25 protein-coding genes are annotated in these 21,274 nt (G+C 62.5%); 12 read left to right on the top strand and 13 right to left on the bottom strand.

Features of this window, described 5'->3' with window-relative positions:
* Positions 1 to 47: 47 nt before the first annotated feature.
* The 4 genes from ASE22_RS25415 to ASE22_RS25430 form a co-directional block, all read right to left on the bottom strand.
* A complete protein-coding gene (locus ASE22_RS25415; RefSeq protein ID WP_056366658.1) occupies positions 48 to 353 on the bottom strand; it encodes an STN domain-containing protein in 306 nt (101 codons plus the stop codon).
* A gap of 87 nt (positions 354 to 440) precedes the next feature.
* Positions 441 to 1,457 (bottom strand): FecR family protein, encoded by a 1,017-nt coding sequence (locus tag ASE22_RS25420; protein WP_056366661.1) that lies wholly within the window; start codon positions 1,455 to 1,457, stop codon positions 441 to 443.
* Positions 1,426 to 2,031: an RNA polymerase sigma factor gene (locus tag ASE22_RS25425; RefSeq protein WP_056366664.1), complete on the bottom strand. Its 606-nt coding sequence runs from the start codon at positions 2,029 to 2,031 to the stop codon at positions 1,426 to 1,428. The genes ASE22_RS25420 and ASE22_RS25425 overlap by 32 nt, the downstream gene beginning before the upstream one ends.
* Positions 2,032 to 2,091: 60 nt before the next feature.
* Positions 2,092 to 2,715: a TetR/AcrR family transcriptional regulator gene (locus tag ASE22_RS25430; RefSeq protein ID WP_056366667.1), complete on the bottom strand. Its 624-nt coding sequence runs from the start codon at positions 2,713 to 2,715 to the stop codon at positions 2,092 to 2,094.
* Positions 2,716 to 2,917: 202 nt separating this feature from the next.
* On the opposite strand from ASE22_RS25430, the gene ASE22_RS25435 reads away from it, so the two are divergent.
* From ASE22_RS25435 to ASE22_RS25455, 6 genes are all read left to right on the top strand, one after another.
* The gene (locus ASE22_RS25435) at positions 2,918 to 3,886 is read left to right on the top strand and encodes a zinc-binding dehydrogenase (protein WP_056366671.1); all 969 of its coding nucleotides are present in this window, start codon (positions 2,918 to 2,920) and stop codon (positions 3,884 to 3,886) included.
* Between the two features lie 83 nt (positions 3,887 to 3,969).
* Positions 3,970 to 4,884 carry a hypothetical protein gene (locus ASE22_RS25440; protein WP_056366673.1) on the top strand — a complete coding sequence of 305 codons (915 nt, stop codon included), beginning with the start codon at positions 3,970 to 3,972 and terminating at the stop codon, positions 4,882 to 4,884.
* Between the two features lie 134 nt (positions 4,885 to 5,018).
* The gene (locus ASE22_RS26445; protein WP_082545428.1) at positions 5,019 to 5,282 is read left to right on the top strand and encodes a hypothetical protein; all 264 of its coding nucleotides are present in this window, start codon (positions 5,019 to 5,021) and stop codon (positions 5,280 to 5,282) included.
* Positions 5,275 to 5,832: a hypothetical protein gene (locus ASE22_RS25445; protein WP_056366676.1), complete on the top strand. Its 558-nt coding sequence runs from the start codon at positions 5,275 to 5,277 to the stop codon at positions 5,830 to 5,832. Before ASE22_RS26445 ends, ASE22_RS25445 begins: the two co-directional genes overlap by 8 nt.
* 115 nt (positions 5,833 to 5,947) lie before the next feature.
* A complete protein-coding gene (locus ASE22_RS25450) occupies positions 5,948 to 7,414 on the top strand; it encodes a hypothetical protein (RefSeq protein ID WP_156397213.1) in 1,467 nt (488 codons plus the stop codon).
* On the top strand, positions 7,411 to 8,373 hold the full coding sequence (locus ASE22_RS25455; RefSeq protein WP_056366682.1) for an esterase/lipase family protein: 963 nt from the start codon (positions 7,411 to 7,413) through the stop codon (positions 8,371 to 8,373). Before ASE22_RS25450 ends, ASE22_RS25455 begins: the two co-directional genes overlap by 4 nt.
* 407 nt (positions 8,374 to 8,780) lie before the next feature.
* Here the strand turns inward: ASE22_RS25455 and ASE22_RS27085 are convergent, their stop codons facing one another.
* The gene (locus tag ASE22_RS27085; RefSeq protein ID WP_156397212.1) at positions 8,781 to 9,059 is read right to left on the bottom strand and encodes a hypothetical protein; all 279 of its coding nucleotides are present in this window, start codon (positions 9,057 to 9,059) and stop codon (positions 8,781 to 8,783) included.
* Between the two features lie 423 nt (positions 9,060 to 9,482).
* Between ASE22_RS27085 and ASE22_RS25465 the strand changes: the two genes are divergently transcribed.
* Complete coding sequence (locus ASE22_RS25465) at positions 9,483 to 10,133, top strand: DsbA family oxidoreductase (RefSeq protein WP_056366686.1); 651 nt, start codon at positions 9,483 to 9,485, stop codon at positions 10,131 to 10,133.
* A 58-nt stretch (positions 10,134 to 10,191) separates the two neighbouring features.
* Positions 10,192 to 10,515, top strand: a complete 324-nt coding sequence (locus ASE22_RS25470; RefSeq protein WP_056366690.1) for an antibiotic biosynthesis monooxygenase family protein — start codon at positions 10,192 to 10,194, stop codon at positions 10,513 to 10,515.
* Between the two features lie 41 nt (positions 10,516 to 10,556).
* Here ASE22_RS25470 and ASE22_RS25475 read toward each other — a convergent pair whose 3' ends face one another.
* Positions 10,557 to 10,961, bottom strand: coding sequence for a hypothetical protein (locus ASE22_RS25475; RefSeq protein WP_056366693.1), 405 nt, complete (start codon positions 10,959 to 10,961; stop codon positions 10,557 to 10,559).
* Between the two features lie 118 nt (positions 10,962 to 11,079).
* Complete coding sequence (locus ASE22_RS25480) at positions 11,080 to 11,607, bottom strand: ribbon-helix-helix protein, CopG family (RefSeq protein WP_056366696.1); 528 nt, start codon at positions 11,605 to 11,607, stop codon at positions 11,080 to 11,082.
* A 144-nt stretch (positions 11,608 to 11,751) separates the two neighbouring features.
* Between ASE22_RS25480 and ASE22_RS25485 the strand changes: the two genes are divergently transcribed.
* Positions 11,752 to 12,552: a helix-turn-helix domain-containing protein gene (locus ASE22_RS25485; RefSeq protein WP_056366699.1), complete on the top strand. Its 801-nt coding sequence runs from the start codon at positions 11,752 to 11,754 to the stop codon at positions 12,550 to 12,552.
* Here ASE22_RS25485 and ASE22_RS25490 read toward each other — a convergent pair.
* On the bottom strand, positions 12,525 to 13,271 hold the full coding sequence (locus tag ASE22_RS25490) for a hypothetical protein (protein ID WP_056366704.1): 747 nt from the start codon (positions 13,269 to 13,271) through the stop codon (positions 12,525 to 12,527). The two genes, ASE22_RS25485 and ASE22_RS25490, sit on opposite strands and share 28 nt — an antisense overlap.
* A gap of 191 nt (positions 13,272 to 13,462) precedes the next feature.
* On the opposite strand from ASE22_RS25490, the gene ASE22_RS25495 reads away from it, so the two are divergent.
* Positions 13,463 to 13,921: an SgcJ/EcaC family oxidoreductase gene (locus ASE22_RS25495; protein WP_056601415.1), complete on the top strand. Its 459-nt coding sequence runs from the start codon at positions 13,463 to 13,465 to the stop codon at positions 13,919 to 13,921.
* A gap of 486 nt (positions 13,922 to 14,407) precedes the next feature.
* Here ASE22_RS25495 and ASE22_RS25500 read toward each other — a convergent pair whose 3' ends face one another.
* From ASE22_RS25500 to ASE22_RS25510, 3 genes are all read right to left on the bottom strand, one after another.
* Positions 14,408 to 15,403, bottom strand: a complete 996-nt coding sequence (locus ASE22_RS25500) for a restriction endonuclease (protein WP_056366710.1) — start codon at positions 15,401 to 15,403, stop codon at positions 14,408 to 14,410.
* A gap of 100 nt (positions 15,404 to 15,503) precedes the next feature.
* Positions 15,504 to 15,902 (bottom strand): type II toxin-antitoxin system VapC family toxin, encoded by a 399-nt coding sequence (locus ASE22_RS25505; RefSeq protein ID WP_082545427.1) that lies wholly within the window; start codon positions 15,900 to 15,902, stop codon positions 15,504 to 15,506.
* Positions 15,895 to 16,143, bottom strand: coding sequence for an AbrB/MazE/SpoVT family DNA-binding domain-containing protein (locus ASE22_RS25510; RefSeq protein ID WP_056366715.1), 249 nt, complete (start codon positions 16,141 to 16,143; stop codon positions 15,895 to 15,897). Before ASE22_RS25510 ends, ASE22_RS25505 begins: the two co-directional genes overlap by 8 nt.
* A gap of 234 nt (positions 16,144 to 16,377) precedes the next feature.
* Here ASE22_RS25510 and ASE22_RS25515 point away from each other — a divergent pair, with 234 nt between their 5' ends.
* Together ASE22_RS25515 and ASE22_RS25520 are read left to right on the top strand one after the other, a co-directional pair.
* Positions 16,378 to 17,094 (top strand): recombinase family protein, encoded by a 717-nt coding sequence (locus ASE22_RS25515; protein ID WP_414886295.1) that lies wholly within the window; start codon positions 16,378 to 16,380, stop codon positions 17,092 to 17,094.
* Between the two features lie 20 nt (positions 17,095 to 17,114).
* Positions 17,115 to 17,510, top strand: coding sequence for a hypothetical protein (locus ASE22_RS25520; RefSeq protein ID WP_200933157.1), 396 nt, complete (start codon positions 17,115 to 17,117; stop codon positions 17,508 to 17,510).
* 37 nt (positions 17,511 to 17,547) lie between these two features.
* On the opposite strand, the gene ASE22_RS25525 is transcribed toward ASE22_RS25520, so the two are convergent.
* Together ASE22_RS25525 and ASE22_RS25530 are read right to left on the bottom strand one after the other, a co-directional pair.
* On the bottom strand, positions 17,548 to 20,553 hold the full coding sequence (locus ASE22_RS25525) for a Tn3 family transposase (protein WP_015449303.1): 3,006 nt from the start codon (positions 20,551 to 20,553) through the stop codon (positions 17,548 to 17,550).
* 9 nt (positions 20,554 to 20,562) lie between these two features.
* Complete coding sequence (locus tag ASE22_RS25530; protein ID WP_015449304.1) at positions 20,563 to 21,180, bottom strand: recombinase family protein; 618 nt, start codon at positions 21,178 to 21,180, stop codon at positions 20,563 to 20,565.
* Positions 21,181 to 21,274: the final 94 nt, after the last annotated feature.

A 21,274-nucleotide genomic window follows, 5' to 3' on the forward strand; every position in this document is an offset into this window, starting at 1 on the left:
CCAAAAGGGATCAGCCTAACCACTGGCCGGATTTTACTCCGCCACGCTCAGCACAACGCCGGCGTTCCGATGGCCTGCTTTGTCACCGGCGCATCCACGAGCCCCGTTCCGTCCAGAAGCCGGGCCAAAGCGACCTGGACGTCCATGTCCCCGCGGACAGGACGGGTCGTGCGGCCTTTGAGGCCATCGGCAGGCGCGATGATACGAAGGCCAGCTTGGCGGCCAAACGCCGGAATGCCCTTAATTGCGGGCTGCGCAGGTAGATTGAAGTGCCGAATCTCGGCAAAGGCAGGAGACGCAACGCAACACAAGGCGGCCACCGCCACGGTGGCGCCATAAGGCATGATCCGCATCTTGTTCCTCTTGGTTTGGCCGGGAGCCCGGTCTTCACTTACCTAGATGCCGGGCAGATAGGTTTCCGCCGAATTCGAGGAAGTTTTTTACCTCGTCTGTGCGGATCTCATGCGAATGAGCTTCTCATCGCCAGTTGCGCTTGCGTCGAGGCTGATGGCAGCGGCACGCGCGAAGCCGGCCGGGTCGTTGGCGGTGAAGACGCCGGTGATCGGCTTGCGCGCGAGTTTCGCATCCGTGATCTCGATGGCAGGCAAGCCGTAGCGGCGGAAAGCCGCTGCCGCCTCGCCGAGCGTTTCGCCTTCAAAGGAAAGCGTGCCGTTGCGCCAGGAGAGAGACCGGTCGATTTCCTCAGGGGGGAGCGACTGAACCTTCATGTCGCTGAGGGACGGGGCTCCCTCGGGCAACGTTGCGCGCATGTTGGAGGCAACGCTGACGTTGGCGCCGTTATGCGATTGGCTGAGTTCGACGTCTCCCCTGCTGACAAGCAAGGTGGTCGGGAGCCCAGCGATTGCGCGGACGGAAAATGCAGAAGCGGTCGTTCGCATCACCAAGCCCGCGGTTTCGACAAGGAACGGCTGCGGTCCCTCTGCGACCTCGAAGTAAGCGCCTCCTGAGCGGAGGCGAACGAGGCGAGAGAGCTGCGTGAAAGCGACTTCCAACACGCTGTCGGTGTCGAGTGTCACTATCGAGCCATCGTCGAGCGGGACACGCCTGATTTCGCCGATGCCGCTGCGTAGGGTCCTGGCGCGCTCCAGCAGGGGCGGCAGGGCGATCCCGCCGGCAAGACAGGCTGCGAGGGCGCCACCGCCGACCAGAAGGCTGCGGCGCGTGAGCCGGGGTCGTGTTGCGAGTTCCTCGACAGCTTGTTCGGGGGCAGGGGGCGCAGCGATGGTCGGGGAGGCGATCAGCGGGCCGAGAGAGGCCGCGCGCTCGGCGTGGATCCAGATCGATTCAGCGCGGACGAGTGCGCCGTGGCGGCGCGGGTCGCCGCCGAGCCATTCCTCGAGTTCCTGTTGTTCGCCTGAATTCAGACCACGGTCGATCCGAGCCGCCCAAGCTGCCGCAGCGTCGTTATTGCTCTGCGCGGGCTCGCGGGTGGTCATGTTCGGGCATTCGTCCTTCCTGCTGGATACTAGATGCACCGGAGCGGGTCTTTCCGCCACGGCCGAATTCCTCCATCAGCAGCTTGATACCGCGCGTGATGTGTTTCTCGACGATATTTTCAGAAACGCCCAGCCTCGCGGCGATCTCGCGCTGCGACAGCCCCTCGACCCGGCGAAGGTGAAATGCTTCGCGCGTCTGCTGCGGCATCGCGGCGATGGCTTGAACCACTCGGGCGTATTCGTCACGCGCGATGGCGTGCTGCTCTGGTGAAGGCATGTCGGACGCTTCATCGGACTGGTCGAGATCAGTCAGCGTGCCGAAGGCGACGATCCTTGCGCGGCGGAGTTGCTGCAGCAGGATCGACCGGGCTACCTGAAAGGCATAGGCGCGCGGGTTATTGACCGACGCGACCTCTTCCTTGCGGGCGAGGGTTGCGTAGGTCTCCTGGACGAGATCGTCGATCTGGTCGTGCCCGACACCGGCGAGGCGCGAGAGCCACTCGCGCAGTGCTGGCTCGTGCGGCACGATATGGGTCGCCAGCCAAAGGCGGCGTTCACGGCGCGCTGTGTCCATGCCGTGTTCATCGGGGGTATTTGTTACAAGCCCAAGTACCTCGGATACGTCTCGCGAGATTCAGTTCGGGAGAGCGCGAGGCTCCGCTTCGACCTCAGCCAGCGATGCTGGCCACGTCGCAAGCACATGGTCAGCGATCGCGCACAGCACGGCCTTGGGAACCCCCGATTTCGCCTGGACGCCAAGCCCCTGGTTGACGGCCATTATGTACGTTGCGAGCATCTCACAGTTCGTCGTGGGAGGCAGCTCACCCTCTTGCACGGCGCGCTCGAGCCTGGCGCGCCAAGCGTGTTCGGTTTCGGCTTGCCGGGCGATGAGTTCCTGCCGGATCGGCTCGGTCGCGTCCGAACATGCCAGCGCGCCGTTGACGACCGCGCAGCCCCGGGCGTGCCCACCCAAGGTTTGAACCTCGATCGCGCCTTCGAAGAAGCGGCGAATGACGTCGCGAATGCGGGGCTCGGCGAGTGCTTCGCCGAGATAGGTCATGTATTTCGCGTCGTAGCGATCGAGCGCCTTGAGGAAGAGCGCGCGCTTGTTGCCGAACGCGGAATAGAGCCCTGGGCGTGCGACGCCGGTGGCGCGCGTCAGGTCCTCGAACGAGGATCCTTCGTATCCCTTTTGCCAAAACACTGCCAGTGCAGCTTCCAGCGCCTTGTCGACGTCAAATTCGCGGCGGCGTCCCATGACAACCTCTATTAGATAACAACCATTATAGAAAAATTTGTGGTGATGTCTAGATAGGATAATGAGCGGTATGATAACGCCCGTTCCGTTCAGCGGCGGGATCGCCGATCGAGGTTGTTTCGCGTGGCCAGGATGCCATGAGGATCACGCCGGGCGGCACGGGCTGATCGGACCGGTCTCAGGTTGATGTCAAAGAGGGTCTATGCGCGCGCTTGTTTTCGATCGATTTGGTGGGCCGGACGTGTTGGAGTGGCGCGAGATCGATGATCCGGTGCTGAGGCCCGGAAGCGCGCTGGTGCGGATCGCCTCGGCAGGTCTCAATTTCGCGGACATCTATCGCCGTCGCGGCAATTATCTCATGGATGCGACGCCCCCGTGGATTCTGGGATACGAGGGCGCGGGCGAGATAGCCGAGCTGTCTGAGGAAGCTTTGGCCGCGGGTTTCCGGACCGGCGATCGCGTGGGCTTTGCGGACAGCCCCCGCGCCAACGCGGAGCTGGTCGCAGTGCCTGTCGACAAGCTCATCCGTCTCCCCGACGATGTCGGATATGACGTTGCGGCTGCTCTTCTTCTGCAGGGTTTGACGGCTCAGTATCTTGTCAGTGATAGCTATGAGGTGAAGGAGAGCGAGCTTGCCGTCGTCCATGCGGCGGCGGGCGGCGTCGGACTGCTCCTCACGCAGATGTTGGCAGCAGAGGGCGCCCAGGTCGCGGCGCTCGCTTCGAGCGTCGAAAAGCGCGAGGCGGCGATCGAGGCGGGTGCGATGGCCGCCTTCGGATATGAGGACGGCTGGCCCTCCACGATTGAATCCCGCTTTGGCCGCCGGGCGGATGTGGTTTTCGAGTCGGTCGGCTCCACGCTGCGCGACAGTCTCGATGCGGTTCGCATCGGTGGAGCCGTTGTCTTCTACGGCTTTGCGGGTGGTGATCCCGCCCCGGTTGATCCCCGTCTTCTCATGGATCGATCGCTGACGCTGACGGGCGGCGACCTCTGGAACATATTGACCGGCGCCGCTGAGCGGCGTCGACGGGCGCAAGCGCTGTTCGAGCTCCTCCGCGCGGGCAAAGTGCGGCCCACGATCGCCGCACGGGTCCCGATGATGAATGGCCGTGAAGCGCACGAGTTGCTTGAGAGCCGTGCCGTCGTCGGGAAGGTCCTGTTGACGACCTGAAAGAAATCGGTGCGATTATCGGTCAGGCGGGCGGGCAAGGGTCGGGAGGGGTCGCGCGTTAAGGGCGTAGCAGGGGTGATGATGTGACCGAACAGGGAGCGTGCAAGCAATCCGCTCAGGAGATCGGCAACGACGGGTCGGAGAGCAGCGTCACGCAGGCGGACGCGAGTCCACCTGTTGTTGCGGGTCCATCGGTTACGGGCGGCGGCGCCCTTCCCGGTACCGGCAACCACTTGTTCGAACGGATCTCGGCTCGCGCCCATGAAGCGACAGTGGCAGGGCGGGCCCCCAACATCACTCCGGCGATTCTGCGTTTCGCCACGGTCGGTAATCTGACATTCGCGACAGGCCTCGTTGCCGGGGGCATCTTCTTCTACAACCGCGCCTACAGTGCGAAATTCCTTCGGGACTTCGGACTTTCATCAGGCGTTATCGACATGTCTCCGCATGACGCGATTGCGGACGGGATAGAAGGGGTCGCGGCCCATGTGCTGTGGGTCGTCTGCGGGCTCGCTTTGCTCGTGCTGTTGACCTATCTCTGCATCCTTGTCGTGCAACATTTTGCTGTACGGCTGGATCGTCCGGGCAGCGCGAAGCCCGCACGGGCCGGGGCAATGGGGCAGCTCGGCTTGCGAATCCGCACCGACCCGCTCTTTCGCTGGCTGCTCGCGGCAACCGGGGTGACGGTTGTCACCGCGTTCCTGGTTCTGCTCGGAATCGTCGTTCTTGGCATCCCGGCCGAGGCCTCCGCCGATCGCGAGGCGGCAGCGATCAAGTCTGCCGTCGTCGGTCGGTGCGACGAGTTTTGCTCCGTCTATCAAATGAACGGGCAGAGCGTGCGCGGCTTTATCATCGGAAGCACGCCCAGCAGGCTCTTTGTCTGGAACGACGCGTGCAAGCTCAGCCAGATCAAGCTCGACGATATTGTCACCGTCGTGCCGCCGGGAAGGGAAGCCCCCTCAGGACGCGCCAGACAGGAACCGGGCCGCGAGAGCTAGGTGTCGAGGGTAACGCCGGGCGGGTGGTGAATCTTCGATCCCTGTGCGTCGCGGCGGTTGCCCAACCCGGGAGGACCACCTAGGCTTCGTAGATTCTATCTTGTCCATTGACAAGTTAAAGGGGGTCGCTTAGCTTGGCGCGCAAGACACATAAGTCGAAGGAGATCGAGTCCGTTCTCAAAGAGTTGGAGGCTCTCGGCTGGACGGTCGTTGAAGGTAAAGGGCATGCATGGGGCCTGTTGCGTTGCCCGACAAATAGCAGCGAATGCCGGTGTGGCGAGTTCTGCCAGATGTCGGTTTGGTCAACGCCCAAAAACCCCGAACAGCATGCCAAGAAACTGAGGCAGAAGGCACTTGCCTGCGTTAAGTTGGATGAGAAGGAAAACAGCGATGGCTGAGCAGTTCGAGTTCGAGCTTTTGTTCGCTCTTCCTGAGGGCGAGCACGATCCGCTCGACATCTCCAATGCCGTTTTCGAGGCTGGTTTCGAGGACGCGCTGGTCGGCACAGGCGTGCCCGGCTTGCTCGGGGTGGAGCTGGAAGAGGAAGGCAGCGATGCCGAAGCCGTGATCCTTGAAGCCGCGCGAAAGCTTCTGAAGGCGCTTCCGGCCGGAACGAGCCTGCGAGAGGTGAGACCCGATCTCGTTAGTCTCGCCGACGTCGCGGAGCGTTTGAATGTGAAGCGCCAGGCCCTCCAGCAGCGCGAGATGCCGCTGCCAAGCCTTGGCGGTCTGTATCGCGTGGACGAGGTGGCCGTGTTCCTGACGAAAGCCATGACTCCCGAGGCCAGCAGGAGGCGGCCGCGTTTCGACCTGGAGCGCGCGTCGAACTGGCTTCGGGCAGGCCCGGCAGCACGTCTCCTCAATGCAAGGTTGACAACGCGGGAGCTTGATCCGGTTTCCGTCGAATACGTTGCCGAGAAGGGGCGCGACAAGGTTGCCGCGGGCTGAGCGGTTCCGTTCGGCTGGAGATGATGGTCGTTCCTCGCCGCCCTGAAGTTTTCGGCGCTGGCGAGATGGGGGCATCCGAACTATCATTTCGCCATTCAGGGCAGGGGGAGAACCGATGGTGGACATCTCATCTTTGCGCTTGCCGGATTTCGCCGCCTTCGCCTCTTTTGAGGAGATAGCGAGGCGGGCTGGCGTGGAAATCAGCCTCCACGGCGGAACCGCCTTCCGAGCCGCGCTCTATGCGGCTTGGCAGGATCGCCTCGACGTCGACCTGTTCGACCTCGTTCCCTTCAACTCGGACATCGACCTCGAACATAGCGGTTCACCGGAGAAAACGGTCGAGATCGCCGCCTATATCGACAATCTCGTCCCCTTCGCGAGTTGGTGCCGCTGGTCGATCAACGACGGCGATCGCGCCGAACAGGCTCGGATACAGAGGGACGCGAGCACCGATATTCCGCTTCGCCGTATTCGATTTTCCACGGAAGCTCCTGCTTATGTCCCGGCGAACGCGCACGCCGACATCGAAGGGCGACGAGTGAGCTTCGCGCGAAATTCCCGCTTCGGCCAATCCGATGCGCAACTCCGGCCTGATGTCGAAATCTTCGGTCTCTTGGTCGCCCTGAATACCTGGTCAGAGGCCGACGAAATAGCGGGAGGGACGGTCGATTTCGATGTGGGCGGAGCGATAGATTGGCTTCGCGAGGGACTGAGCGACGAGGAGTGGCAGCTGTTCGAGAAGCCGGCAATCGCCGCACGGTTTTGGCACCTGCTTTCAACGCGGCTCGCGCGCCATGGACCCGATCCGATCAGTTCCGCATTGGCGCAGCTCGGGAGACCGATCCTCGAGGGGATCGGCGCGCCGGTGACCAAGTTTTTCGAAAGCGACCGGGCGATCAGTGTGTCCAGGGTTACCAGCACGGCGGATTTCCGCGTCCCTCAGCTCACGCCGGAAATTGTGACCGGGGAGGCGGCGATCTCGGTCTTCGGGGAGGTGATCCGGCAGGCTGCTGAGCGGGTAGGGTATCCGGCCGAAGCGTTGCCGGGAAACACGCTCGATCTGATCGATCCGTCGCTTGAACTGGTCGGCGTCGTCCCCAATCTCACCCTTCTTCCCTATGGTTCGGGTAAAGAGGGAGAGGCAGATCTCGGGGATCCATTCCTCAGCGGCGTCGGACAGGAATTCGTCCAGTTCGCCTGGCATGTCGAGGCAAGCGATGCGCTCAATGCTCAGGGCCTCACCGGCCAAATGCTGGCACTCGGCGCGCGCGATTTCGGCACGGCTACGGCGATGCCCGTGGTTGGAGGAACGTTCGGCCGATCGCGCGCGTGGCTGCGCGTTCGGCTCGATGATCTGATCGAGGCAGGTCAGGAGGGCGCGCCGGTGGAGGCCGCGCTTCTCATCTTTCAGGCACGGCCCGACGAGGCAGAAGAGACAGAACGCGGCCCCAATAAGCAGCGGCACAGCGTGCCAGGCGAAGCGATCGAAGACGAGGATCGCCGTCCCGCCCACAGCTATGCATTCGAGACGGCGCGTATCACCGAAAGCGAAGAACCCGCTTATGCCACGGTCACCATATGAGCGCCGCCCCTCAATATGGTCTCCTGACCCTGCGGAAGGAGCAAGGGCCGCGGGCGGTCGTCGTCCTTCATGGCATCCGGCAAACACGAGAGGATCTTCGTGATTTTGCGACCGAGATCGGGTCGCGGCTGCCACAAGCCGATGGTCTCTATCTATATGGCTATAATCATACCGCAGGCCTCGAGCGAAACGGGACTGCGCTGTGCGAAGCCTTGAACGCCGGAATCGACGCGGACCGGATTGACCTTGTCGGTTACAGCATGGGCGGTCTGGTCTCCCGGCTTGCCGCCAGCGAGAGCTGGCCGTCGCGCATCCATACGGTCGTCACCGTCGCCACGCCCAATCGCGGCTCCATCTCGAATGCTGAGCTCACCGCTTTGGGGCAGATCGGCCGAAGCATTTTTCAAATCATCTCGCCACTCGCGCCCAGAACGGAAGGCGTCAAGGATCTGACCCGCGTGGTCCCGATCATGCAACAGCGCAGGGATCGGCTGAAGGGGGAACTGACCGCAGGGCGCACGACCGCGCGGGATCGGCGCTACGCCAGCATACCGGCTCTCTTTTACAACGATGACAGAACGGAATTCGAGTTCGGGCCGTCTATTGCGCTGTCCGGAACCCAGGCAGCGATCAAACTCATGAGCCTCAAAATCAAGCTCATCAACATGAAGAAAGCTCATGACGGGATCGTCACCGAGCGCTCGAACAACCTCTCGGAACCTGGACCGATCGATTTCTCGGAAGTGCATCTGACCCGCGCAGACGCGAGCGGCAATCCCGCTCTTTGCCACGCCGTTACCGACGCTTGCCGCCTGCACGACCATAGTTCGATCCTTCGGGAGACGAGCGTGGCAGGTCTGGTTGCGGGCCTTCTCATTAATGACGATTGGCGAAACGTCCGCGCGAATGACCCCGAGCTTGACCTACGCGCCCGCCTCTACCCGTTCGATTGTACATAGCGACTTGGCCTGAGCAAAGCAGACGCCGCTGCCCTTTCCTTCTGGGCGGCCGGTTCGGTCTCTTCTTCCGGGTGTCTGCTTGCGCGCGACGGGCTTACAGCGCTGTTTGCGGGAACATTGCGCGCTTTCTCGCGGGGTCGCGATAGGTCGCGACGCGGAACGTCATAATCCGTGTCTCGGACCCCTATAACGACAGGATCCCGTACTTGAGACATTGCGGCGATCTCAGCCCTCTGTCGCGCTTCGTCGATTGCGGAGGCTCCTTCCTGTCCAGCGCGCCAGGCGCCGTCGGCCGCGTCGATGCGGGCAAGCAACTCGGCAAAGGTAGGCTCGCGGGCCAAGGGGAGGTGATACCGAAGCATTCTGGATTGAGGGTTGCTCATGGCGACAGCCGCGAGTTGCCCTCGCTAGGACAGGCACGGTTCTTGCCGGGTGCATGCGCCATCGTCAGCCGGGTGCGCGTGGAAAGCGCGAAACAGCTCGGCGATCGTCTCGCGGACGGCTTTGTTGCCGGGAAGGCGCTCTTCCGCGCTGGCGGCTGCGGTCGCTATCAATTCGGCGTAAAGGTTTCGGCGAATTTCGACGTCAGGGGTCAATGCGTCCAGTTGCTCGAAAGCGGCGCGCAGCAGGCGCTCAATTGCGGGGCGCGCGGCCTCCATTGTGGCCGCGGCACGGATATCTGACATGGAAATAGCCCCAGTTCGTCTTTTCGCCCATGACTGTCTGGGGATTGTGAGTGGTGGGGGCAAATCTCGGCCCCGAATCCACGATGGGCTGTCCGACGGGCGGGATGAAGCGATGCGGCCGCAGCCGTCCCAGCCAAATCTGGCGGCGGCCACGCCGAGGAATCGAGGGTGCGGTAATCGGCCGAGAGCGGCACCATCCGAGCGAGGTTGTGGAGACTCGCTCATGGCCCGATTCTCTGCCGGTCAGTGGGCGCATTGGGGGTCGGAAGTGCTTCACATCCTGGCCGCGCGCTGGCGCAAGCCTAGGTCAAATCTTCACATTTTCGGGCAGGAATATTCTCAGTCGGGCTTTAGTCCACGGAGAATCGATGAAATTGATCCGGGACGATCTATATTCGGAAAAACCGGTACAGCGAGACAGCCATGGCCACGCCTCTGAAGATCGACTTTGTTTCCGATGTCTCCTGCCCGTGGTGCGTGATCGGCCTCGGCGGGCTCGAACAGGCTCTCGAGCGTATCGGTGGCGAGGTTGACGCCAGTATCACCTTCCAGCCGTTCGAGCTCAATCCCGCAATGCCGCCGGAAGGCCAGAATATCGTCGAGCATATCGGTCAAAAATATGGCTCGACGCCGCAGCAATCGGCGGCCAACCGCGCGATGATCCGGGACCGGGCTGCCGAGCTGGGTTTCACGATGGCGATGTCCGACGACAGCCGGATCTACAACACGTTCGACGCCCACCGGCTTCTGCACTGGGCCGAAGCCAGCGGCCACCAGACGGCGCTGAAGAAGACGCTGTTCGAAGCCTATTTCACGAACGGGCAGGATCCGTCCGATCGGGACGTTCTGGTGGCTGCCGCGGCGGCGGCGGGACTCGACCCGGTGGAGGCGCGCGATGTGCTCGTTTCGGGGCGCTTTGCCGAGGAGGTCCGCAAGGCTGAGCAGCTCTGGCAATCGCGTGGCATTTCGGCGGTCCCGGCGGTGGTGGTCAACGATCGCTACCTGATCTCGGGCGGGCAGCCACCCGAGGCGTTCGAGAAGGCGTTGCGGAACATCGCGGCTGAGATGGCCTGAAGAGGTATCGGACGGATCGCGGCTGTTGCCGGAGCCTTCGGCGGAAGAGGGGAAGAGCATGTTCATCGCCATGAACCGTTTTCAGATCATACCGGGCGAGGAAGACGCCTTCGAGGCGGTATGGACATCGCGCGACTCTCACCTCGACGGCGTGCCCGGCTTCGTCGAGTTCCATCTGCTGCGCGGTCCGGCTGGAGAGGATCATACCCTGTTCTCGTCGCATACCATCTGGCGCTCGCGCGAGGATTTTGAGGCGTGGACCCAGTCCGAAGAGTTCCGCCTGGCCCATCGCAATGCTGGAGAGAATAAGCCGCTTTATATCGGCCATCCTCGTTTCGAGGGTTTCGAGGTCGTGCAGACTGTGAAAGCGTCGCAATCCTGAAAGAGGCGGGACGATCGTTCGAACCAGCAGGCAAGCGGTCCCTATCTGGAGGGCTGCGCCTTCGAATAGGGAACGAACTTACCGAGAAACACGAACCCCGTCGGAAAATGCGATGTCCGGTCGACGAGGTTGACCGTGTCGATGCTGCATAGCTCCGGCGTCCAGCTCTTCGTCACGAGGATGTCGTCGTCATTGAGCGAGGCGAGACCCGATCGCGGACGGTTGAGGTAAAGCTTGCCGCCGATCGTGCGATAGAGGATTGCGGTGTTGTCGAACACCTCGGTGGAATCGATATCGTGCAACTGGATGCAGTCGACGGGTTCGCCTGCGACGCGCCCGGCGAGCACCTTGGCAAGGCTCGCCTCCGCACGCTGGTTCGGGCCTGAATCGGCGAGTACCGGTGAAGCGAGTCCCAGTCCGGCGAGGAGGAGCAGGAAGAACCGCATGGCTGTACGCCTCTGAACTGTCATCGTTCCGATATGACTGAGTGACTGAACCGGGGCTGAGCGGTTCAATCTGGCCGCAGCGTCGATACGAACATAGCCGCTGCATGGCCATCGCTGCTTACGCCTGGGAATCCTCAGCGGACAGCCTTTGCTTCACGCTCTCCCAGATGGCCGGGATGCGATTGAAATCCTCCAGGCCGGCAAACCACGCGAAATCGTAGAATAGTTTGGAAAGCGGTATCTTGATCTCTTCGCAATCGTCTGCCGCAAACCCGATGGCTGCGCACAGATAGGGTTCATCACTCTGCACGGTGCTCAGAAAAGGCGCACTGTACGCCTTGGTCTTCTCAAGCACCTTGGCCCGGAAGATCCGGTAGAGGGGTTCGACCATCGCTTCCCAGTCGGCATCGTCGAGCTTGCTCATCAGGCCCAGCAGCACCGATTTGTGCGCCGCCACGACCTCAGCGCCGAAATCCGACCAGTCGTCGTGGATGTCCGTCAGATCCGTTTCGTTCTTCCGCTTGCGGTCGAGAAACTGCGTGATCGCCTCGCGCGCGATCTCGGATTTGCTGAGGCCGAGCGCCCTCGCTTGCGCGACGAGGTCGCGTTCCACGTCGCCGGACAACCGGACATTGAACATCGTCATGACGTTGCTCCGGGGTGCGTAAGACGGTTACCCAATATGTAAGACGCGTCGTCGCGCCAGGCAACAGGCGCAAAGTGAATTGATGCCGTGGACGCCCTGCTTTGCTAAGACCGTGGACACTACGCAATCTCGAAGGAGCGCCGCGTGCTTCTGCACAAGCAACCGGCCCAGCCGCAGCTGCGATCGTTGGTGTCCAGATTCGAGGAGCGGATCGCACATTTCCGTGAAGCGAGCCTGACCCATCCGCTGCCTGCGCGTCCGGACCTTTTCATCGAAATCTACCTGGCCGAGAATTATCGTGTTTCTCAACAGGGCGGCGCGTTCGAGATGTCTCCTGAAGTGTCGCTGGTCGGTCCTCACGGCGTGGGAACCACGCGCTTGCTCATGGCGGGAGAGATCAAAGCCTTCTCGATCCGCTTTCGCCCCGGCGCGATCCATCGGCTGGTCGGTCTCGATATGACCGTGATCGCCAATCGTGGCGTCGATATGGCAGATGTTTTCGGGCGGCTCGCGGCAGGTTTGCGTGACGCGGTATTGGGTGCTGCGGACTTTGCGGCGCGGGTCGCGGCCGCCGAGCGGTGGCTCGCCCGTCTGGCGGACGGCGCCCGCGCAGCCGACCAGGTCGATCTTGCCGCCCGGCTTCTGTTGCGCTCAGGCGGCCGGATCCGCGTCGATGTGCTGGCCGGCTGGGCCGAACTGAGCGAGCGTCAGTTTGCCCGGCGCTTTGCCGCACAGGTAGGCTTGAGCCCCAAGCTCTACGCCCGAACCATTCGCCTGAACGCCACGCTGGAGGCCCGGCGACGCCGGCCGGAGGCGCACTGGACCAATCTTGCCCATGAATCCGGCTATGCCGACCAGGCACATTTCACGCGAGAATGCCGCGATCTCACCGGCGCGCCGCCATCAACCTTTTTCGATCAATGGGCGCGGCTGCCCTCGACCTGAGCGATCGGTTCGAGCTGTGCTGTAAGCGCGCGAGCCGGCGCGCTGAAGGCGAGCGGACCGGTCGCAAACTGCACTGCGAGGATTGCGGCGGTTCCGACACACCATGCTCGGTGGACGCGCCGATAGGTGATGATGTCGAAGAAAATGCCTGCTCCGGCATAGGCAAGGAGCGACGCGGTAAGGGCCAGGGGCGCCAGCGGTCCGAGCGCCGCCATCGGCAGCAATCGGCCGAATGCCGGCGCCATCAGCATGATCGCTGCCGACAGCATCAGCCGGCGATGCCAGTCGGGCCGCCTCCGCATCACGATCGCCGCCGCCGCTAACCCACCGAAGCCGAGCACCCCCAGGATATTCACCACCAGAAAGATATTGTGTGGGAAGAAGAAGGGAACCGCGCCGCGCTCGATGCACATTACCGTGGCGACGATCCCCAGCGGCACCATTGCCGCGGTGAGCGCCGCGCCGCACCAGCCCAGTCGCCGGTGCAGGGCGATCGATCCGCGCTCAACGAGCAGGTTCTGAACCACATAGAGAAGTATCCAGCCGGCAAAGGCGAGGGCATGGAATTGGACCTGGATCGGCAGCGTCAGCGCATCCACCCGGCCGAGGGCGATATTACGGCCGAAACCCACCACTACGGCGGCCGCGACGGCGACAGACATCCAGAGATAGAAGCGCCGTTCGGCCGCTATGTGGTCGGGTAGTGGGATGGTGGCCATGCGAATCCCCCAAATTGAATATGTCAGCGGGCACCCCCGGGCGACCTGTCTGCCTCTGGTTTCGGAGCGGCGATTGAAACTTTCAGACATGCCGAGCGAAACGCGCACGCACCGGCGTCCGATAAGTTCAAGCAGCCGCGACGGGCTGCGGCTACGATGCTCTCGGATTTCCGCGAGCAGAGGAACAGGGTATGGCAGCTGAGGTGAGTGCGGCGCTCGCGCGTCAGGTGGCGGAGGTGGTGGAGGCATGGGTCGGTGCCTGGAACGCTGATGATCTCGACGCGCTTGCAGCTCTGCTCGATCCTGAAACGCACTGGGTAAACATAGTCGGGATGCACTGGCAGGGGCGCGACGACGTCGACAAGGCACACCGCGCCTATTTCGAACTGATGTTTAAGGGTGTCGCGGTGAAGCTGGAGGAGATTGAGGCGATCGTGCCGCTGCCCGGCGGCGGCGCGGTGACGGTAGCGCGCTTCTGGATCGATGCGTTCCGTCAGCCCGATGGAAGGTTGAAGCCGCCGAGCCGCGACCGAATGACGCTGGTGCTGGTGCCCACCGACGAGGGGCTGCGGATCATCCACGGCGCCAATGTCGCGATCGTCGAGGAGGCGCAGCGATTCAATCCCGTGCAGCAAACGGGGCAAGGCTGAACCGCCCGCGTTCGCGTCGTCAGGCGGTCGATATCGGTTACGGCGCTGAAGCTTGTCCGATCAATGGGGGTCAGAATCCGCTCAATCAGGAACACGAAGTATACGTTGTCCGGTGAATCCCCGCCACAACCTCCGATGCCGACTTGTCGTCCAACTTCAACCTTGTTGGGATTGGCTCCGACTACCCGGACGACGGAATCTTCGTTAAAGATCCTGCGATCTGGGGAAAAATCCTGTGATCTCGGTACATTTCTGAAGGCAATATCCACCGATCTATGACACCGTTTCAGAGCGAACGTGGAATTGTCTTGCGATCTTCGCAAAACGACAGACACCTGTCGGTTTTCCTGAAACAGTGGACAAGGCCGCCCCTTCCAGAGGCACCTCAAAATGGTGGATACTCGCCTTAAACGGCAGACATTCAGCCGTTTGTTGCGCTCAGCCGCTCTCGACGACCCATCCGTGGGGAAGTCGGCCCAGATTCCGTTACATTGCGACAGCCGCGTCCCACGCTCGAAGCATGACGTTGGTGAAGTCGCCGTCACGAACAGCCCGACGAAGGTCATCCCCCGCTAGCGGCACGATTAACAAGTCTTCGCGGCTTCCCCTCAGCATCTCCTTCGTGACGGTCTCGGTGAACCCGTTCCATGAAATCAAAAACCCGAGAGTCGCTCGCTGAGCCCTATTCTCAAGCTTCGATCGAAAAACAACAAACTCGTTCTTCCCACACTTGCCTGACCAATTCTTACACTCGGCTAGGATGATTGCTCCCTCACGCTTCAACCGGGTCTCATTGCTGCCGTTTAAAAGAGAAATGTCGATCTCCTCGGTCTCGGTGAGGATACGCTGGGAGACGGTCATCCCCGCCACAGTCTCGAAAAGGCGAGCGCACAGCTCTTCGAGCGAGCGACCCTTAGCTTGATTGTTCGATGCATTCTCCACCGCATCTACCAGCGCGTCGAGAGACAGGCTCCCCCAACCGGAAAGGCGCGCCGCTATCTCAGCGATGCGCTGTCCTACCTCGTCTGCTGCATCTGAAGCGGCCTCCTCTACTTGCTCGGCGACCCTGCGGACTGCAAGGTAGGCTTTCGAGAGGTTCGTCTCTGCCGTGGTGATTTCGAAGCGCAACGCGACATACGCGCCGTCATCATCTTGGTAGGACACCTCGGTATCGCCGGAAGACTTCTGCCGGGCTTCAACAGCTCGTCTAATCAGGTCGAGGTACTGCTCGAGACCAATGGGCGAGTACCAGTATTTGCGTGTCCATGTATGATCGGCTTCCCCGACCAGAGCACTACCGCGCCGGTAGACGGTTCCGTTCCAATCTAGGTGGTGGACACCACCCTTGATCTGACCAATCTGAAACCCGCAGCCGTCCTGAACATCGCTCACGTCGAGCTTCTGAAGAACGGCTGGCGTTAACAAGACTGGCTCATCCTCGTCGGCCGTTCGTAAGAGTTGCCGCGCCTGCTTCTCGTTCATCGGTTCGACATATCCTATGGACGTTCACATCGTCTCGTCTGGTGAGATTACGGCAAGCATGGCAACCTGCTGAACCGTACCCAAAAGCACGAATGTGCGATCACCCCGCAAGCGGCCGTACGTTGGTGATGGTGATTCCCACATCCGCGCTCGCCAACGGGCCATCCGTCGTGAACATTTCCGCCTGCAGGTCGATCGCCAAGGCAAGGCACGCTCGGTCACCAAGCGAAAGACCAAGCGCCTTCGTCGGAGGCCGAAGGTCGCCTATGATAAGCGCCTGGGCAGGGGAGAGCGGCCGGACATCGAGGTGCAGCCCGCCAAGCGCCTCACGTACCTCGTCGAGCGGCAATCCTCGGTCCCGAAGCTTGGAGACGACCTCGGCGAGGTTGGTCGTTCCGATGATGCTACGAGTGAGGACGTCGACTACCCGATCCGCCCCGGGTTCGTCGTTGAGAAGGCAGAGCAGGGCGGAGGCGTCGAGTACGACCTTGCTACTCACGCTCCGCCTCGCGCCGGCGCTCCGCAATCAGCTCGTCAGCCAAACCGACGCCTTCGGGCACATACCTGCGCAGGATGGCGCGAGCACGTTCAAGTGCTCTCGGCACGGAACGTACCCGCAACTCGCCATCGTCCACATCGACGAGAACGGTGTCACCCGTAGTGATCCCGAGCTCCCGGCGCATAGCCGCCGGAATCACGAGTTTACCGCCGTCCACAATCTTGACCCTCTGTGCTTCCATCTACACTAAACTCGCTTGCCTGACCCAACCACCATACCCATACCGGCTTTTGCCGCTGAAAGGTAGCGCGAAGCAGGGCACTTCTACGGCTTTGGTGATCAGTGGTCGTTCATGTCCGCGCCCAATAGCTACTTAGGTCTGGCTTGTTGAGCTAGGCTCGACAGGATCGGGACTTGCTATTCTGAGCCGATTGCCGCAGCCGTGGCTCGTATGGGTGTACCGAACGGAGCCAACATGACGAACCCGATGCGCGCTGCACGAGTGTACCTGCGCGTAAGCACGGACGAGCAGGATCTCACCCGGCAGGAGGCGATCGTCGCAGGCGCGCGTGCGGCAGGCTATTACGTCGCGGCGGTCTATCGCGAGAAGGCGTCGGGCGCCCGGCCTGACCGGCCCGAACTCTTGCGCATGGTCGCCGACCTGCAGCCGGGCGAGGTGGTAGTGGCCGAGAAGATCGACCGTATCAGCCGTCTGCCACTCACCGAAGCGGAACTGCTGGTGGCAACGATCAGGGCTCAAGGCGCTCGGTTGGCGGTACCGGGCATCGTCGATCTGTCGGAGCTTGTCGCCGATAGCAGCGGCGTCGCACGTATCGTGCTTGAAGCAGTGCAGGACATGTTGCTGCGCGTCGCTCTTCAGACTGCGCGCGACGATTACGAGACCCGCCGTGAGCGTCAGCGCGAAGGCATTGAAATCGCCAAACGAGCGGGGAGGTATAGCGGCCGTAAGCCGGACCTGGCTCTGCACAAGCGCATCGTGGCCTTGCGCGAAACAGGCCTGAGCATTGCCCGCACGGCTGAGTTGGCTGGCTGTAGTATAGCGCACGTCAAGCGCATCACCGCGATGAACCGAGTGAAAGCCGGCAAAACGCGGATTTCTGATCCCGGCTCAAGCCAAGCAGCCACGCACCAGCCGGCTCCGTTCGTGACAAAAGCAGGTGCGGGCTCATAGTTTTGGCCTAGGGTCGGCCCGTGCTTTCACGTCAATCCTTCTTACTCGCACTTCTTTCCGCGCCGCTGCTCGGTGGTTGCGACGCCTTGCGGATAGGCGTCGTCGATCATGCCGGACCGGTCGCGGCCGAGCAGTGGCACTTGTACCTTATCGTTGCCGTGGTGCTCGTTTTTGTAGCCGGGCCGGTCCTTATCCTCGTGCCGCTGATGGCATGGCACTATCGGCTGTCCAACAAAGGCGATACGTACCAGCCGAACTGGGGCTTCTCCTGGCCCTTGGAAATCTTGGTGTGGATCCCGCCAATCGGCATCGTGATCGGACTGGGCTTTCTGTTGTGGAGTTCGACTCACCGGCTCGATCCCTATCGCCCGCTCGCCTCGCCTGTGCCGCCCGTGGAGGTGCAAGTCGGGGGTTGAGTAGCAACGGAACAGAAAACCTACATAAGGCGCGGCTTCAGGCATCGTCGATGCCCGTGACGCTGGGATCACGGAGCGGCCGCAGCTCGCCGCGCGCGACCATGTCGGGGATGGTGAAGGCGTAGCGCCCGAGCATGTTGATGTGTTGGGAGCCGAGCGGCGAGAGGCGCGCGACGTCCTCGTCGAGGATCACATGACCTTCGGTGCGGAGCTGGTTGAGCGCGGCGTCGATGTAGATCGTGTTCCAGAGCACGACCAGATTGACGACGAGCCCAAGCGCGCCGAGTTGATCTTCTTGCCCTTCGCGGTAACGCTGACGAAGCTCACCGCGCTTGCCGTGGAATACGGTGCGGGCGAGCTGGTGACGGCTCTCGCCCCGGTTGAGCTGGACCAGGATGCGTCGCCGGTAGGTTTCGTCATCGATGAACCGCAGCATGTAGAGCGACTTGATGAGGCGGCCAAGTTCCTGGAGCGCGCGCGCTAGCTTGGTCGGGCGATCGTTGGTCTGAAGGACACGGGTGAGCCCAGTCGCGCGCACGACGCCGAGTTTGAGCGATCCGGCCAGGCGCAGCAGGTCATCCCAGTGCTCGACGATCAGCTTGGTGTTGATCCTGTTCGACGCGAGGTCGTCCAGCACACCGTAATCGGCCTTTCCATCGACACGCCAGAACCGCGCGCCGCCGATATCGGCGATGCGCGGCGAGAACTGGAGCCCGAGGAGGTAGAAAACGCCGAAAATCGTGTCGGTATAGCCGGCCGTATCGGTCATGATTTCGCTTGGCCGCAATTCGGTTTCCTGGTCGAGCACGACCGCCAGCAGATGGAGGCTGTCGCGCAACGTACCGGGGACCGTCACGGCATTCAGCCCGGAAAAACGGTCGGAAACCAGATTGTACCAGGTGACGCCGCGTTCGCGCCCGAAATAGCGCGGGTTCGGGCCGGCGTGGATCGTGCGGACCGGCACGGTGAATCGCAGCCCATCGGCCGAGGCGACCTCGCCGCCGCCCCAGGCACGGGTCAGTGGAATCCTGTTATGCGCGGCGACCAGTAGCGCGTTGGCCGCCGTCAGCGTTTCGGCCCGCATGAAGTTCTGCTTCACCCAGCTCAGCCGCGACCGGCGCAAGGCGGGGACCTCCGAGCGGACAAGCGGCTCGAACCCGGTATTGGTTGCCTCCGCGACAAGCACTGCACAGATCGTGGTCGCTATATCCTCAGCGCGCGCATTGCCCTCACTGGCATGAGTGAACGCTGCCCCGAACCCCGTTCGCGCGTGCATCTCCAGGATCAGCTCGGGGAGATCGAGCCGCGGCAGTCGCGCATCGATCGCATTATGCAGGTTGGTGAGGCTCAATGGCTCGTCGATCTTATCGAGCGGTGCGATTGATAGGTCGGCGGCGCTCGCGGTCTTCGTAATTGTCACCGCATCGTTGTCCGGCACGCGCGCGGCTGTTTCGCGGTAGGCAAGATCGAGCCGCGCCGAAAGTTTGGCGATTTCCTCGTCGCCAGCGACCGCCACGCCGACCGTGCGGCATACCGTCGGTCGCGCCGCCTCCCAGCCAGCTCCCGTCAGTAGGCCCTTGCGAGGATCGGCATAGCGAAGTGAGCGAACGGGAAAGACGTCGCGGCGACGGATGGCGCGGCGTAGTCGGTCGAGCGTACAAAGCCGGTATCCGATCAGATCGAATGCACCGTCCGCGGTCTTCAGCTGGCGGGCCCAGGCCTTGGGTACGAAAGATGTTGGTACCGGTCCACGGCGCTTTTCACCCTGGTGAACTCTCCGCAGGTGATCGACCGCGTCCAACAGCGGCTGCCCCGCTGGCGCCGCCGCAAGATCGAGCCCAGCAAGCATCTTCGGCAGATAGCGCATCGTGCCAGTCTGCTGGCGCAACTCGACGAAGTAGCTCTCGTCGGTCGGCCGGGCGAGCAGGTTCACCTGCGCGACGGCCTCGGTCAGCGCTGCCCGGTCGACGAGCGCGAACACGGCTGCGCGGACCTCGGTGTCGCCGATACTGTCATCGAGCAGCACCGCCCCGACATCGCGAAGCCGGAGCGATGCGGCGTCGAGATCGCGCAGTGAGCGCATCCGCGCCTCCTTGGCGTTGATGCGCGCATTGGAGAACATCTTGGTCGACACGGCGTCGAACAGGTCGATGACATCGTCGCTGGCCGACGCTTCAAGCGTCCGGATGAAGGCAACCAGGGTCGCCGCGCGGCGATCGTCCGGCAACCGGGCGACGGCCTGCGCTTTCGCGGCGCCGGCAAATCGCGCTAATGCGGCGGCCTTGCCGGGCGGTACGCGGTCGAGTTCGGGCAAGCCTGTGGTGAATGTACGGATTTCGGTCAGTCGGTCGATGGCCCGGCTGATCTCAGGGCCGCTTTGCAGATATGGCCCATCACGGAGTCGATCGAGCGGGCTTTGCCGTCCATCTTCGGCAACAGCGACGAGCGTATCGAGCCGGGTACGTTGCTCTGACGTCAGCTTGTCGACCAGGCGGCGATGGACGTGCGCGGCGACTCGCGTGCGGACCCGTGCGATATCGCGCTCGAGGACGGACAATCCCGGTAACATCACCTTGAACTCGAGCAGCCATGTCGCGGCTGCGTCGAACAGGGCCGACGGTCGATCGGTGCCCGTCCAGCACAGCGCATACAGGAAACGATGCAATCGGAACGCGACGCCGGGATCGGAGAAGACTCGGTAGCCATAATGAATGCGGATGCGCGGGCCGTGCCGCCATCGTCCCTTGGTCGCGCAATATCGCGCCATTAGTTCGGCCGATCCGTCGATCGCCAGTTGGTCGCCAGCAAATCGCGTGACGGACGCAGGTATTTGCGCCGGATCTTCGAGAAAAGTGCCGAGCAGCCTCAACGAGCCAAGCTGCACCGCGACACCGAGCCGGTTGTGGTCGCCGCGGTGTGCGCCGATGAACGCCCGGTCCGCATCGTCGAGATGAAAGTGCCGCGCCAGCTGTTCCGAGGTCGGATCGCCTACGAAGCGACCATATCGCAGTGCCTGGTCGTCCGAGAGAAAGCTGACTGGCACCGCTTCACGCTATGCCGCTGCCGCGGATCTGGTCCCGCGCTTGGCCAACAGTTCGCTGGCCCGCTCTCGCGGCTGTCCTTTGGCGTCGACATAGGCATAGAGTGTCGACACCGATACTCCGAGCTGGACAGCGACGTCGCGCGCGGCATTGTCGCGGTCTGCCATCAACGCCATTGCGGCCTTCAACTTCTGTTTCGTCATCACCCGTGGCCGCCCGCCCGCGCGGCCACGGGCCCTGGCCGCAGCCAGCCCTGCCATCGTGCGCTCGTGGATCAGGTCGCGCTCGAACTCGGCCAGGGTTGCGAAGATGCCGAACACTAACCGGCCCGTGACGGTCGTCGTATCGATATCGCCGGTCAGCACCTTCAGGCCGACGCCGCGCTTCTGCAGATCTCCGACCAGCCCGACGACGTGAGGCAGCGACCGTCCAATTCGGTCGAGCTTCCAGACAACAAGAGCGTCGCCATCACGCATGATATCGATTGCCTTGTCGAGCCCAGGCCGTTCGGTCGTACGGCCCGAGCAAACGTCGTCGAAGATCCGGTTGCATCCGGCACGATCGAGCGCATCACGTTGCAGATCGAGATTCTGCTCGCCCGTCGACACCCGCATGTACCCGATCAGCATCGACGCCCGCTCCCTCTTGCATCAATCTATCGAACGATGGGTTTACCGGCTATAGGTTTCTGGACGGGTAGATGTGAGATTGAAGGCCGTCCAG

It is taken from the genome of Sphingomonas sp. Root720 (assembly GCF_001428605.1).
Taxonomy (GTDB): Bacteria; Pseudomonadota; Alphaproteobacteria; order Sphingomonadales; family Sphingomonadaceae; genus Rhizorhabdus.